This window comes from Paracoccus sp. MBLB3053, assembly GCF_031822435.1.
Classification (GTDB): Bacteria; Pseudomonadota; Alphaproteobacteria; order Rhodobacterales; family Rhodobacteraceae; genus Paracoccus; species Paracoccus aurantius.
The window spans coordinates 1485081-1499485 of record NZ_JAVQLW010000001.1 but is presented as its reverse complement, the minus strand read 5'-3'; the positions used below and the strand labels follow the sequence as shown (position 1 = coordinate 1499485).

General features: G+C 63.6%; 12 protein-coding genes. 4 read left to right on the top strand and 8 right to left on the bottom strand.

Annotated elements, in window-relative coordinates; all coding sequences use genetic code 11:
* The first annotated feature begins 36 nt into the window (after nucleotides 1–36).
* Together rpoH and RGQ15_RS07570 are read left to right on the top strand one after the other, a co-directional pair.
* On the top strand, nucleotides 37–942 hold the full coding sequence (gene rpoH / locus RGQ15_RS07575; protein ID WP_311159607.1) for an RNA polymerase sigma factor RpoH: 906 nt from the start codon (nucleotides 37–39) through the stop codon (nucleotides 940–942).
* Nucleotides 943–1125: 183 nt separating this feature from the next.
* A complete protein-coding gene (locus RGQ15_RS07570) occupies nucleotides 1126–2142 on the top strand; it encodes a hypothetical protein (protein WP_311159606.1) in 1017 nt (338 codons plus the stop codon).
* Between the two features lie 6 nt (nucleotides 2143–2148).
* On the opposite strand, the gene RGQ15_RS07565 is transcribed toward RGQ15_RS07570, so the two are convergent.
* The 6 genes from RGQ15_RS07565 to RGQ15_RS07540 all read right to left on the bottom strand — a co-directional run bounded on the left by RGQ15_RS07565 (nucleotide 2149) and on the right by RGQ15_RS07540 (nucleotide 7728).
* Nucleotides 2149–3129: an SPOR domain-containing protein gene (locus tag RGQ15_RS07565; RefSeq protein ID WP_311159605.1), complete on the bottom strand. Its 981-nt coding sequence runs from the start codon at nucleotides 3127–3129 to the stop codon at nucleotides 2149–2151.
* Nucleotides 3130–3199: 70 nt separating this feature from the next.
* Nucleotides 3200–3835, bottom strand: coding sequence for a uracil phosphoribosyltransferase (gene upp, locus RGQ15_RS07560; protein WP_311159604.1), 636 nt, complete (start codon nucleotides 3833–3835; stop codon nucleotides 3200–3202).
* Nucleotides 3832–4800: an adenosine deaminase gene (locus RGQ15_RS07555; protein ID WP_311159603.1), complete on the bottom strand. Its 969-nt coding sequence runs from the start codon at nucleotides 4798–4800 to the stop codon at nucleotides 3832–3834. Before RGQ15_RS07555 ends, upp begins: the two co-directional genes overlap by 4 nt.
* Nucleotides 4797–5990, bottom strand: a complete 1194-nt coding sequence (locus tag RGQ15_RS07550) for a phosphopentomutase (RefSeq protein ID WP_311159602.1) — start codon at nucleotides 5988–5990, stop codon at nucleotides 4797–4799. The genes RGQ15_RS07555 and RGQ15_RS07550 overlap by 4 nt, the downstream gene beginning before the upstream one ends.
* Complete coding sequence (locus RGQ15_RS07545) at nucleotides 5987–7270, bottom strand: thymidine phosphorylase (protein ID WP_311159601.1); 1284 nt, start codon at nucleotides 7268–7270, stop codon at nucleotides 5987–5989. The genes RGQ15_RS07550 and RGQ15_RS07545 overlap by 4 nt, the downstream gene beginning before the upstream one ends.
* Nucleotides 7267–7728, bottom strand: a complete 462-nt coding sequence (locus RGQ15_RS07540; RefSeq protein WP_311159600.1) for a cytidine deaminase — start codon at nucleotides 7726–7728, stop codon at nucleotides 7267–7269. Before RGQ15_RS07540 ends, RGQ15_RS07545 begins: the two co-directional genes overlap by 4 nt.
* A gap of 81 nt (nucleotides 7729–7809) precedes the next feature.
* Between RGQ15_RS07540 and RGQ15_RS07535 the strand changes: the two genes are divergently transcribed.
* Complete coding sequence (locus RGQ15_RS07535; RefSeq protein ID WP_311159599.1) at nucleotides 7810–10089, top strand: NADP-dependent malic enzyme; 2280 nt, start codon at nucleotides 7810–7812, stop codon at nucleotides 10087–10089.
* Between the two features lie 239 nt (nucleotides 10090–10328).
* Nucleotides 10329–12233, top strand: coding sequence for a propionyl-CoA synthetase (locus RGQ15_RS07530; RefSeq protein ID WP_311159598.1), 1905 nt, complete (start codon nucleotides 10329–10331; stop codon nucleotides 12231–12233).
* 52 nt (nucleotides 12234–12285) lie between these two features.
* On the opposite strand, the gene aroA is transcribed toward RGQ15_RS07530, so the two are convergent.
* Both aroA and trmB read right to left on the bottom strand, forming a co-directional pair.
* Entirely contained in the window at nucleotides 12286–13617 is a 1332-nt protein-coding gene (aroA, locus tag RGQ15_RS07525; RefSeq protein ID WP_311159597.1) for a 3-phosphoshikimate 1-carboxyvinyltransferase, read from the bottom strand.
* Nucleotides 13618–13673: 56 nt separating this feature from the next.
* Nucleotides 13674–14375: a tRNA (guanine(46)-N(7))-methyltransferase TrmB gene (gene trmB, locus RGQ15_RS07520; RefSeq protein WP_311159596.1), complete on the bottom strand. Its 702-nt coding sequence runs from the start codon at nucleotides 14373–14375 to the stop codon at nucleotides 13674–13676.
* Nucleotides 14376–14405: the final 30 nt, after the last annotated feature.

The following is a 14405-nucleotide window of genomic DNA, read 5'->3' as shown; positions in this document are numbered from 1 at the left end:
CACAGACCCGCCACTGCGCGGGAAAGGGATTTTCACATGGCCAACTACGAGAACCTTCCAGCCCCCAGCCCTGAACAGGGCCTGAACCGCTACCTGCAGGAGATCCGCAAGTTTCCCCTGCTGGAACCGGAAGAGGAATACATGCTGGCCAAGGCCTGGGTGGATCATGAGGACCCCGAGGCGGCCAAGCGGCTGGTGACAAGCCACTTGCGGCTCGCCGCCAAGATCGCGATGGGCTATCGCGGCTATGGCCTGCCTCAGGCCGAGGTGATTTCCGAGGCCAATGTGGGGCTGATGCAGGCCGTGAAGCGGTTTGACCCTGAAAAGGGCTTCCGGCTTGCGACCTATGCGATGTGGTGGATCCGGGCCTCGATCCAAGAATACATCCTGCGTTCCTGGTCATTGGTGAAGATGGGCACCACTTCGGCGCAGAAGAAGCTGTTCTTCAACCTTCGCAAGGCAAAATCCAAGCTTGGCGCGATGGAGGAAGGCGACCTGCGGCCCGAAAACGTGGCGCAGATCGCGCATGACCTGAACGTCTCGGAACAGGAAGTCATCGATATGAACCGCCGACTTTCCGGCGGCGATGCGTCGCTGAATGCAAGCGTTGGTTCGGGCGACGGCGAATCCGCCGCACAATGGCAGGACTGGCTCGAGGATCAGGATGCAAACCAGGCCGAGGCTTTTGCCGAAGCCGATGAGCTGCACGCCCGCCGCGAACTGCTGATTTCTGCCATGGATGTGCTGAACGACCGAGAAAAGGACATCTTGATGGAACGTCGCCTGCGCGACGATCCGATGACCCTTGAAGACCTGTCGACCCGCTACGAGGTCTCGCGAGAGCGGATCCGGCAGATCGAGGTGCGCGCCTTTGAAAAGCTTCAGAACCGAATCCGGGAACTCGCGCGTGATCGCGGCATTCCGGTGCCCGAGAACGGCTGAGGTCCAGGATTCCGAACTTCGCGTGAACTTGCATCGGCAGATCCCGCCGCTGCGGCATTCCGAGCCCTCACTTTCTGTGGCGGCTCGTTCCCGCAAAAGCGCACGAGGCGCCAGCACCCATGTTGACGGTGCCGGGCGTTCACATATGCTCGCATTCGTGCAGCGGGAGCCCGTGGCGCAAGAATGACCGCGCTGAACAAATATCAGCGGCTTGAAGCCGCAGGAAGCTGGCGCGAGGCGCCGGAAGCCGACCTGCGTGACGTCATCGTCTCGTTCGGAGACGCGACTTTGATCGTGACCGATCTGAAATCCGACACACCACTGACGCATTGGTCGCTGCCGGCGGTCATCAGGCTCAATCCTGGAAAAATGCCGGCGCGCTACGCCCCCGGTCGCAATGATGGCGAGTTGCTCGAGATCGAGGACGATCTCATGATTTCGGCCATCGAGAAGATCCATAATGTGATCGAGGCCAACCGCCCCCCCAGCCGCCGCCTGCGCAACTGGATTGTGGTCGCGACCATCGGTGCCATAGCCTTTGCCGCGACCATCTGGGTTCCGCCGGCATTGATGCGCCATGCCGCAGATATCGCACCGCCGGCGCAGCGCAGCGAGATCGGGCGGATCGTCCTGGCCGAGCTCGAGAAAGCCGTCGGCGGTGCATGCTCCCGACCCGCAGGAGACATGGTTCGTCATCGCCTCGCCGCCCGCCTGATCGGGCCTGATGCTGATTTGGCGGTTCTGCCCACACCTCTCAAGGGCGCGAGGCGACTGCCCGGCCCTCTGACGGTGATCGGCAATGACGTGATAGCGGAAGGCGTCGAACCCGAAGTGACAGCCGGGCACATCCTTGCGGCCCAAGCCGTTGCAGCCGCTTCCGATCCAATGCTGGATGCGCTGCGCTATGCCGGCCCAAGGGCCACGTTTCATCTTCTGACCAAGGGCAGTCTCCCGGCAGGTGCATTGTCCGGATATGGCGAGAAACTGCTGTCCGATCCGATAGTCCAGGCGGAGGACGAGGCCGTGCTTGGCTATTTCGCACGCGCCTCGATTTCGAGTGAACCCTACGCGCGGTCCCTGGACCCGACTGGCGAGGCGGTGCTGGGACTGATCGAGGCCGATCCCTTCCGCACCGCCGCCCCGAAACCCGTGCTGAGCACACGCGACTGGGTTGCGCTGCAGGAGATTTGCGATCAGTAGCCGCGCCTAGCGCGGGGTGGCATCGCGAAATCCCGCACGCTGGACACCATCAAGCGCCCGGATGATCGATTCGCGCGAATCAAAAGGTCCGGCAAGGACCAGATGCGCCCCTCCAACGCCGTCGCGGGCGCGTCGCAGCGGATAACCCAACCGTGACGCGCGGCGGATCGCATGTTCGGCCTCTTCGGCATCAACGTAGCGGCCGATCTGCACATAACGCGCCCCTGGGTCCAGGAGCACCTGACTGACCGCCTCCTTCGCCTCGGGCCTTGCGACCGGCATCGCGGCGGGCTGGCCCGTCTTGGCCCGACGCCCCGGTCGATCTGCCTTGGGCTGGCGCATCGCAGGGGCGGTCCCGCCGCGCGGCGCAATTTCAGATGGCGCGTGGGGGGCGTGCCGTTCGATGGGCCTCATTCCCGTGCAGTAGCCCATCGCCGGATCGATTCCTGTACCCGCAGGGACCGGTTCGGCCCTGTCATAACCAAGAAGTTCGCATAGGCGCAGATCTGGGCGGAACTCGCGGGCCATGCCTTGCCGGAGTACTGGTGCCGCACGCAACGACTGCCTCAAGATATCGATCGGAGAGGTGTCGGCGGGCTCTGGCCCGAGATCGGGAAGAGGCTCCATCGCACGTGCATCCCATGCTCCCTCTCCCTCGCGAAGATTGGTCACGACCGCCGTCACCAGCCGTTCGCGCAGCGTCTCGGCAGGGTCCTTTCCAAGCTGCGGGTCAAGGGCCGATAACCGGGGACGTCCGCCGAACCCGCGTTGCGAAAGGCTTGGAGGATAGCCGCAGATCACCCCGCCATCGGGCGCAATGCGCGGCAGCCACCTTCCGCCGGGATCGCGCAGGAAAACGCATCCCTTGCTGTCGATATACTGGCGCATGGAGAAATCGGCCGGGGGCATCTCGGCAGGCTGCAGATCAACCGCCCGGGTGGCCGGTGCAGTCGCAAGCCACAGGATCAGCCCCAACAGAATCCACATCTACAACCTCGCCGAATCGTCGCTTGGTTGTTGATAGGGCTGCGAGGCTGAACGTCAGGTTAACCGCGGCTCACTTTGTGCCGAACATACGATCGCCCGCATCGCCCAGACCGGGGACGATGTAGCCGTGATCGTTCAGGCATTCGTCCAGAGACGCCGTCACGATCGGCACGTCGGGGTGGGCTTCCTTCATGCGCGCGACACCCTCGGGCGAGGCCAGCAGGCAGAGGAAGCGGATATTGCGCGCGCCCTTGGCCTTCAGCATGTCGATCGCCGCAACCGAGGAATTGCCGGTCGCCAACATCGGGTCGACCACAATCGACATGCGCGAATCAAGCTCGCTCGGGACCTTGCAGTAATACTCGACCGGCTGAAGCGTCTCCGGGTCGCGATAAAGGCCGATGAACCCCACTCGAGCGGCCGGGATCAGCTCAAGGATGCCGTCCATCAGCCCGTTTCCTGCGCGCAGGATCGAGATGAGCGCCAGCTTCTTGCCTTCCAGCAGCGGCGCGTCCATCGGCTGAAGCGGAGTTTCGATACGGGTCGTGGTCATCTCAAGCTCGCGTGTGACCTCATAGGCCAGCAGCAGGCTGATTTCGCGCAGCAGGCGGCGGAAGCTTGCGGTCGAGGTGGTCTTGTCGCGCATCAGCGTCAGCTTGTGCTGCACCAGAGGATGGTCGACGACGGTCAGATGCTGATGGGTCATGAAAGCTCCTGTTTCAGTCGGTCCCGAGTGACATTGTCGCAAAAGGCAGCGTCGAGGGCCCAAAGGTTCATCTGCTGGAACTCTGTCTCGGACCAGCCAAAGGTCTCTGCAAGCATTTCGTATTCATGTGCAAGCGAGGTTCGAAAGAACGGCGGGTCATCCGTCGATATGGTGACGCGAACGCCGGCATCGGCCAGTCGCGCGATCGGGTGATCGCGCCAATCCGGCACAATGCCCAGAGCAATGTTCGATCCCGGGCAGACTTCGAGCGTGATGCCCTGGTCGGCAAGATCACGCACCAGCGCCGGATCCTCGATCGCCCGGATGCCATGTCCGATGCGTGTCACACCCAGCTCAAGAGCCGCCCGGATGGATTCCGGGCCCCTCCACTCTCCGGCGTGGGCGGTCAGACCCAATTCGGCCTCACGCGCACAGTCGTAGGCCCAAGCAAAATCGCCCGGCGCGCCAAGATCCTCGGCCCCGGCCAGCCCGAGACCTGCCACCCATCCCCCGGCCGTCTCGGCCGCGCAAAGCGCCGTCTTCTTCGCCCGGTCCGGCCCGAAGTGACGGATGCAGGTTGCGATCGCGCGGCTTTCCACCCCGCTCAGCGCATAGGCGTTGGCGACCTCCTCCATCGCGGCAAGATAGTCACGCCATGCTGAAAGATCGGCCCCACCGCAGAACTCGGGAGAAACGAACAACTCGACATAGATCGCGCCCTGTTCGCCGCATTCGTTCAGCACTTCCGAGAGCAGTCGGGCATAATCGGAAGGCGTCGCCAGCACGCTTGTCGCGGCCTCGTAGGCCCGCAGGAAATCATTGAAACCGTCATAGCTGTAATTTCCACGATCATCAAAGATGTCACCCATGTCCTGCTGCTTCTCGGCAGCGAGTCCCCGGATGAAGCCGGGCGGGGCGGCGCCTTCAAGATGCAGATGCAATTCGACCTTGTTCAATGACTTCATAGAAACGACCTTCCCGGACCCACTGCTGGCAAACCAAGATGTGCGGCCACCGAGGCCGCGATATCGACAAAACCGACCTGCCCGACCGCTCGAGCCCCCAGTCCCCAGCCCAGCACGGGAACACGCTCGCGCGTGTGATCCGTGCCGGGCCAGCTTGGATCATTGCCATGATCGGCGGTGAAAATGGCAAGATCGCCGTTGCCGAGCCGCCCTATCATCTTGCCCGCGACCTCGTCGAACCATTCCAGCGCATCCGCATAACCCCCGATATCGCGGCGATGCCCATAAAGGCTGTCGAACTCGACGAAATTGGCGAATGTCAGGCTGCCAGGCTCGGCCTCGTCCGCCAGTCGCAGAAGGTGCTCGGCCAGATCGGCGTCGGACTTGCCCTTGTGCAGGTGAGTTATGCCGCGATGCGAGAAGATGTCGCCGATCTTGCCGATCGCATGGGTGACGCGGCCCTCCTCCTGCGCAGCATCGAGGATCGTCCGTCCCGGAGGCGCGATGGCATAATCCCGGCGGTTCGGCGTTCTTGCGAAGCTGCCTGGCTCGCCCACAAACGGGCGCGCGATGACCCGGCCGACACGCATCGGGTGGACCATCTTGGCCACATCCCTGCACAGCCCATAGAGGCGTTCGAGCCCGAAGCTTTCCTCATGCGCGGCGATCTGCAGCACACTGTCGGCAGAGGTATAGCAGATCGGCCAGCCGGTCTTCAGGTGGTCCTCGCCCAAGCGCGCGATGATCTCGGTTCCCGAGGCATGTTCGTCCCCAAGTATCCCTGCCGTTCCGGCTGCTTCCGCGATACGCTGCGAAAGCTCGGCGGGAAAGCTGGGATGGGTGTCGGGAAAGTAGTGCCATTCCCAAGGCACGGCGACACCGGCGATTTCCCAGTGACCCGACGGGGTGTCCTTGCCGCGTGACGCCTCGGTCGCGCCCCCCCAAAGCCCCCTGGGTTCCGCACCAAGGCCCGGCGCGTCGTCCCCGCTTGCCAGCCCGATCGCCGCGCCCAGACCCAAGGCGTCCAGATGCGGCATGTGAAGCGGGCGGGCCTGCGCGATATGAGCAAGGGTGTTCGCCCCGGTATCGGGCAAGGTGTCGTTGAAGAACTGGTTGGCATCAGGCGCCCCGCCAATTCCCACGGAATCCATCACGATCAGGAAGGCGCGGCGCTGGCTGGGGGCGGTCATGCCGGGGAAACCTCGCATCGGATCAAGGGACCGGGCGCGGGGCCGTCTCCCATCAGATAGGCGGCCTGGACGGTCGCGACAGCCGCTGCGGCAGCCGCCTCGTTCGCCGCATGAACGAAGCCGAGCGGCCGATCGGGTCCGGCCTCTTCTCCGATCCGCAGAAGATCCGCAAGACCCACCCGCGGGTCGATGCGATCACCTGCATGCAGACGGCCACCACCCAGCGCGACCACGGCATGGCCAAGCGCCTCGACATCGATTGCGGCGACGCGGCCCTCCGCCGGTATGGGAAGGATGGTTGGGGCCGAGGGCAGATGGGCATCCGGCTGATCCAGCAGGTCGGTGGGACCTCCCTGCGCGACGACCATGCGCGCGAAGCGCTCGGCGGCGAAACCCGACGCCAAAGCCTTCTCGGCACCGGCAAGGCCGACCAGCGCAAGGCAGGCTTCTGACAGCGCCAGCGACAATTCGGCCAATGCGCCTTTTTCGCCTTTCAGAACAGCGATGGCTTCGCGCAGCTCCAGGGCATTGCCTGCCGCACGGGCCAGCGGCTGATCCATGTCCGTGACATAGGCCCGCGTCGGGCAACCAGCGCCATTGGCCGTATCGACCAGGACCTGCGCCAATTCCAGCGCCGCCTGGGGAGATCGCAAAAAGGCGCCGGTGCCCTGCTTGACGTCCAACACCAACCCATCGAGTCCCGCCGCCAGCTTCTTGGACAGGATCGACGCGGTGATCAGGTCGATCGAACCGACCGTGGCACTTTCGTCGCGGATCGCATAGAGCCGGGCATCCGCAGGTGCGAGCTCGCGGCTGGCGGAGACGATCGCGCAGCCCTGACCGGACACGATGCTGCGGAATTCTTCCTCGCTCAAGTCGGTCTGAAAGCCGGGAATGGCCTCCAGCTTGTCCAGCGTACCGCCGGTATGGCCCAAGCCTCGGCCCGAGATCATCGGGACAAAGGCCCCGCAACTGGCGACCAGCGGGGCAAGGACAAGGCTGACCGTATCCCCGATCCCGCCCGTGGAATGCTTGTCGACTACGGGGCCGGGAAGATCCCATCGCATGACGTGACCAGAATCGCGCATGGCCTTTGTCAGTGCGACGCGACCGGCCTCATCCAGGCCCGAGAGCAGGACCGCCATGGCAAAGGCCCCGGCCTGTGCATCGCTGACCCAACCTTCCGCGATCCCGCGCGAGATCAGTGCCGCGCCCGCCTCATCAAGGCCGCGACCGTCGCGGACCCCCGCAATCACCGGACGGGGATCGGGCTGGGTCATTCGATGCCCGACATATGCGAGATGTCGAACCGACCCGGCAGCAATTCCCCGATCGTGGTGGAAAGCGTCTTTCCATCGGTCGTGGCAAGCAAGACGGGCGTGTCGCCTCTGCCGAACTCGGCCAGCTTCTGGCGACAGCCACCACAGGGGGGAACGGGCGCCGGGCTATCGGCAATCACGGCCACCTCGACCAACTCGGTCTCGCCGCTTGCGACCATCAGGGCGATGGCACCCGCCTCGGCGCAGGTACCCTCGGGGAACGCGACGTTCTCGACATTGCAGCCGTGATAGACCCGGCCCGACGCGCCGCGCACCGCCGCGCCGACCTTGAACTTGGAATATGGCGCATAAGCCCTTTCCCTCACCTCGCGCGCCGCATCCAGAAGCGTCATCCCCGCACCTTTCACATAGCCGTCATTCTCCTGTTCATCATTGCGCCCCGTCCCATGGTGTTGCAAGTGCAAGGCATTCCGACGCGCCCTCTGTTCGTCGCGTCAAAAATAGTTTAACGCTGAACCATCTTGAGAGGAGGTCGCGTCATGGAAGAACGCAGGCAGGACAATGCAAGGCAGGCCGCGCTGGATTACCACGAGTTTCCGCGCCCCGGAAAACTCGAAGTCCGGGCAACTAAGCCGCTTGCCAATGGCCGCGACCTGAGCCGCGCCTATTCCCCGGGCGTTGCCGAAGCCTGTCTCGAAATCAAGGCCGATCCCTCGACCGCGGCACGCTACACGGCACGCGGCAATCTTGTCGCGGTGGTCTCGAACGGGACGGCCGTGCTTGGACTGGGCAATATCGGTGCCCTTGCCTCGAAACCCGTGATGGAAGGCAAGGCCGTTCTTTTCAAGAAGTTCGCCAATATCGACTGCTTCGACATCGAACTTGACCAGCCCGACCCGGAAAAGCTGGCCGAGATCGTCTGTGCGTTGGAACCGAGCTTCGGCGCAATCAACCTTGAGGACATCAAGGCCCCCGACTGTTTCATCGTCGAGAAGATCTGCCGCGAGCGGATGAACATTCCGGTCTTCCATGACGACCAGCACGGCACAGCCATCGTCGTCGGCGCCGCCGCAACCAATGCGCTGCGCATCGCGGGCAAGAAGTTCGAAGACATCAAGGTCGTCTCGACCGGCGGCGGAGCGGCGGGCATCGCCTGCCTCAACATGCTGCTGAAACTGGGTGTGCGACGCGAAAACGTCTGGCTCTGCGACATCGCCGGTCTCGTCCACGAGGGCCGCGAAGAGCAGATGACCCCGCAAAAGGCCGAATTTGCGCAATTCAGCGATCTGCGCACGCTTGATCAGGTCATTGATGGCGCCGACCTGTTCCTTGGTCTTTCCGGTCCCGGCGTGCTGGCGCCCGAGATGGTCGCTCGCATGGCGAGCCGCCCGATCGTCTTCGCATTGGCGAACCCCACTCCCGAGATCCTGCCCGAAGACGTGCGCAGCGTCGCACCGGACGCGCTCATCGCCACCGGGCGCTCGGATTACCCGAACCAGGTCAACAATGTCCTGTGCTTCCCCTTCATCTTCCGCGGCGCGCTGGATGTTGGCGCGACCACGATCAACGACGAGATGCAGCTGGCCTGCATCGAAGGCATCGCGGCCCTTGCCCGCGCCACGACCTCGGCCGAAGCGGCCATGGCCTATCGCGGTGAAACCCTGACCTTCGGCCCGGAATACCTGATCCCGAAGCCGTTCGACCCGCGCCTGATCGGTGTCGTTTCATCCGCCGTGGCGAAAGCCGCGATGGAGACCGGCGTTGCGTCACGGCCAATCGAGGATATTGCCGCCTACAAGCGCAAGCTCGACAGTTCGGTCTTCCGCTCGGCAATGATCATGCGCCCCGTCTTCGAGGCTGCCGCTACGGTGAACCGTCGCATTGTCTTCGCGGAGGGCGAAGATGAACGCGTCCTGCGGGCCGCCAATGCCATGCTGGAAGAGACGACCGACGCTCCGATCCTGATTGGCCGCCCCGAAGTCATCGCCATGCGGGCGGAACGCGCTGGCCTGCCGATCAGGCCGGGGCGCGACTTCGAGATCGTGAACCCCGAGAACGACCCGCGTTACCGCGACTATTGGGGCACTTATCACGAGCTGATGGCCCGGCGCGGCGTGACACCCGAGGTCGCGCGCGCGATCATGCGCACCAATACCACCGCCATCGGGGCCGTCATGGTCCACCGCGGCGAGGCAGACAGCCTGATCTGCGGCACGTTCGGCCAATATAGCTGGCACCTGAACTACATCACGCAGGTTCTGGCCCGCGACGGCCTGCGACCGCATGGCGCGCTGTCGCTGATGATCCTCGAAGACGGCCCGCTGTTCATCGCGGACACGCAGGTTCATCACCAGCCGGCGCCCGACCAGATCGCCGAGACGGCCATCGGCGCTGCCCGCCATGTCCGCCGCTTTGGCCTGACCCCCAAGATCGCGCTGTGCAGCCATTCGCAGTTCGGCAACCTAGACACGGATTCCGGTCGTCGCATGCGGGCCGCGATGGCGCTGCTGGAAGCACATGAGGCCGATTTCATCTTCGAAGGCGAGATGCATGTCGATGCCGCGTTGGATCCAAAAGTCCGGGAAAGGCTGATGCCGAACTCTCGCCTCGAAGGCACGGCAAACGTCCTGATCTTTGCCGATACCGATGCGGCTTCGGGGGTGCGAAACGCGCTCAAGCTCAAGGCCAACGGGCTTGAGGTCGGCCCGATCCTGATGGGCATGGGCAACAGGGCCCATATCGTCACCCCCTCGGTCACGACACGTGGGCTTTTGAACATGAGCGTGCTCGCCGGTACGCCGGTCGGCCATTACGGCTGAGTCTGCCTTGGGTCGGGCGATTCTTTTCGCCCGTTCCGCCTTCCTCAGCGTTTTGCAAACTTCCGGATTTTTTTCTGCGCCGCAGCAAATAATTGCGGGGTTTGCAAATTCCTGTCCGATCGCGAGACAGTTTCTGCAAATTTCTGCAATCCTCGCCGTCAGTTTGACCGTTAACAGTCTTGCCGCAACGACCAGAGCTTGCCTAACTCCTCCCATGCCTTTGGGAGGAGGAGAGCAGGATGGGGTATCAGGACGTCTATGCCGCCTGGCAGGCGGACCCGGAAGGGTTCTGGATGCAGGCAGCGGATGCGATCGACTGGCACCGCAAGCCTTCGAAAGCACTTTTTGACGACAAGGCGCCGATCTACGAATGGTTCTCGGACGGCATGGTCAATGCCTGCTGGAACGCCGTCGATCGCCATGTCCTTGCCGGGCGGGGCGAGCAGATCGCGATCATGCACGAAAGCCCTGTCACGCTTTCGACCAAGGGCATCACCTACAAGCAGCTTCAGGACCGGGTCGCGTCGCTCGCGGGTGCACTGCGGATGCGTGGCGTTGAAAAGGGCGACCGCGTCATCATCTACATGCCGATGATTCCCGAAGCGATCGAAGCGATGCTGGCCTGCGCCCGGCTGGGCGCTATTCACTCGGTCGTCTTCGGCGGCTTTGCCGCAAATGAACTGGCCGTGCGGATCGACGACTGCCGACCCAAGGCAATCATTGCGGCGTCCTGCGGGCTCGAACCCAACCGGGTCGTGCATTACAAGCCCCTGCTGGATGCAGCCATCGATCTTGCCGCGCACAAGCCGGAATTCTGCGTCATCTTCCAGCGAGAACAGGAAGTGGCCAAGCTGGTCGAGGGCCGCGATTTTGCCTGGCACGGTTTCCAGTATGGCGTGAAGCCCGCCGAATGCGTCCCGGTCGAAGGAAATCATCCGGCCTACATCCTTTACACCTCAGGCACGACCGGGCAGCCAAAAGGGGTCGTGCGCCACACCGCCGGCCATCTTGTCGCGCTGCAATGGTCGATGAAGAACATCTACAATATCGACGCGGGCGACCGCTTCTGGGCCGCGTCGGATGTGGGCTGGGTCGTCGGTCACAGCTATATCTGCTATGGCCCGCTGCTGTCCGGTGCAACGACCGTGGTGTTCGAAGGCAAGCCCATCGGCACGCCGCATCCGGGCGTCTTCTGGCGCATCATCCAGAACCACCGCATCAAGAGCTTCTTCACCGCGCCGACCGCATTGCGCGCCATTCGCCGCGAAGACCCGAATGGCGACTGGATCAGACGCTACAAGCTGCACGATCTGCAGGCGCTGTTCCTTGCCGGGGAACGGGCCGATCCCGACACGGTGAAATGGGCGCAGGAACATCTGGGCGTCCCCGTCGTCGATCACTGGTGGCAAACGGAAACCGGCTGGGCGATCGCCGCGAACCCGATCGGCATCGAAACCCTTCCGACCAAGCTTGGCTCGCCCTCGGTGCCTATGCCCGGCTATGACGTGCGCGTGCTCGATGAAGACGGTAACGACCTTCCGGCGGGCAAACTGGGCGCCATTGCAATCAGGCTGCCCCTGCCCCCCGGCACCTTGCCGACGCTGTGGCAGGCCGAAGAGCGTTTCCGCAAGAGCTATCTCGAACATTTCGCCGGCTATTACGAAACCGGCGACGCGGGTTATATCGACGAAGACGGTTATCTCTACATCATGGCCCGCACCGATGATGTCATCAATGTCGCCGGCCACAGGCTCTCGACCGGGGCGATGGAAGAAGTTCTGGCCAGCCACCCTGCCGTTGCGGAATGCGCCGTGATCGGCGTCTCGGATGCGCTTAAGGGACAGTCGCCGCTGGGCTTTCTGTGCCTCAAGGCAGGGGTGCAGACCCAGCATGACCAGATCGTCAAGGAGGTCGTGAAGATGGTTCGCGAACGGATCGGACCCGTTGCTGCCTTCAAGACGGCGTGCGTGGTCGATCGCCTGCCCAAGACACGCTCGGGCAAGATCTTGCGGGCGACAATGGCCAAGATCGCCGACGGGCAGGATTTCAAGGTTCCCGCGACAATCGACGATCCTGCAATCCTGGACGAGATCGGCGCGGCACTGGCCGGGCTGGGCTATCCCGAGGTCGCAAAGGCAGGCTGACGGTGGGAAAGCGGAAAGGCGCCCCGCGCGCCTTCCCGCTGGGACATAGCGATCAGTCGATCTGCGCGCCCAATGTCTTCATCAGCGGCAGGAAATCCGGGAAAGACGTCGCGATCGGGCTGCCATCGTCGACACTGATGGGCTGTTGCGAGGCAAGCCCCGCAACAAGGAACGACATTGCAATCCTGTGGTCGATATGGGTCGCGGCGGTTGCCCCACCCTTGAGCCCCTGTGTGCCGTGAACGGTCATCGTGTCTTCGGTATCCTCGACACTTGCACCATTTGCCCTCAGCCCCACCGCCATGGCTTCGATCCGGTCACTTTCCTTGACGCGCAGTTCATGCACGCCCTGCATGACCGTCGTGCCTTCGGCAAAACAGGCGATGACGGACAGGATCGGATATTCGTCGATCATGCTCGCGGCTCGGTCTGCCGGGACGGTGACACCCTTCAGCGGCCCGTGACGCACGACCAGATCTGCGACCGGCTCACCGCCCTCTTCGCGTTCATTTTCAAAGGTGATGTCTGCCCCCATTTCCAGGAGGGTGACGTAAAGCCCGTCACGGGTCGGGTTGCGGCTGACACCCGGCACGCGAATTTCCGATCCGGGAACGATCAGCGCGGCGGCAACCGGGAATGCGGCGCTCGACGGGTCGCGAGGCACGGCAACGGGTTGCGGAACCAGTTCGGGCCGTCCCTTCAGCGTGATGACGCGGCCTTCCTCGGTCACTTCAGTGGTAATGGTCGCACCAAAGCCCGCAAGCATTCGTTCGGTATGGTCACGGGTCGCTTCGGATTCGATCACGACCGTCTCGCCGGGGGCGTTCAGCCCGGCCAGCAGGACCGCCGACTTGATCTGGGCGCTGGCCACGGGGGTCTTGTAGCGCACGGGCACGGGCTCAACCGCGCCCCTGATCGTCACGGGAAGGCGCTTGCCCTCCCGCGAGGTGACTTCGCAGCCGAACAGCTCCAGCGGGTCTGTCACGCGCCCCATGGGTCGACGCGAAAGGCTCGCATCTCCGGTGAAAGTGGCCGTGATCGGGCTCGTCGCCATGGCTCCCATGATCAGGCGGACACCGGTGCCGGAATTGCCGCAATCAATGACGCCCTCAGGCTCGGCAAAGCCCCCGACGCCGACACCGTTGACCTTCCATTCGCCTTCCCCCACACGCTCGATCTGCGCGCCGAATGCCTGCATGGCCTTGGCGGTGTCCAGCACATCCTCGCCTTCCAGAAGGCCCGTGATATGCGTTTCGCCGACGGAGAGCGCACCAAGGATCAGGGCACGGTGGCTGATCGACTTGTCGCCGGGCACCTTCGCTTCACCTTTGAGCGGGCCCGAGCGGCGAGCGGTCATCGAAAGCGGTGCGTCGGAATGTGACATGGAAGGCCCCCTCTTGTCGTCGCCAAGGTGATAGCGGTCACAAAGGGGGCTTGCAATCAGCCCTGGCGGCGGAAGGTCACATAATGCGGCACGCGGCCTTCACGCAGTGCCTTTTGTTCATAGCGGGTGCTGAGCCAGTCGTCCCAGGCATCCGGCCCTTCGCTGACCAGATCGAACCCGGCCAGCGGAACTTCCTCGAGCGTCTGGCGGACGTAATCGGGAATGTCAGTCGCCACCCGGAATTCGGCGCCGGGCTTCATGACGCGGGACAGCGGGATCAGATGTTCGGGCGTGACGAAGCGGCGACGATGGTGACGCGCCTTGGGCCAGGGGTCGGGATAGTTCAGGAACGCCTTGCTGATCGAATGTTCTGGGAACACATCCATCAGGTCGCGCGCATCGCCGGGATGCACGCTGACATTCTCGACGCCCGCCGCGCGGATCTTGCCCAGAAGCATCGCGACGCCGTTGATGAAGGGCTCGCAACCGATGATCCCGATCCCGGGATAGCGCGCGGCCATGTGGACCATGTGCTCACCCCCGCCGAAGCCGACCTCAAGCCAGATCGGGCGATCATCGCCGAAGATCGTTTCGGGAGCGACCGGCGCCCGTTCTGGATTGTCTTGCACGGTGATGCCAAACGGCCGAAGGCTGCCCAGATCTTCGGACAGATAGCCCTTCTGGCTCTGGCGCAGCGTCTTGCCGTGACGGCGGCCGTAGAAATTGCGGCGCGGGGGATTCGGATCGAATTCGCTCATGCCGCGCCATAGAAAGGACGCGGCACAAGG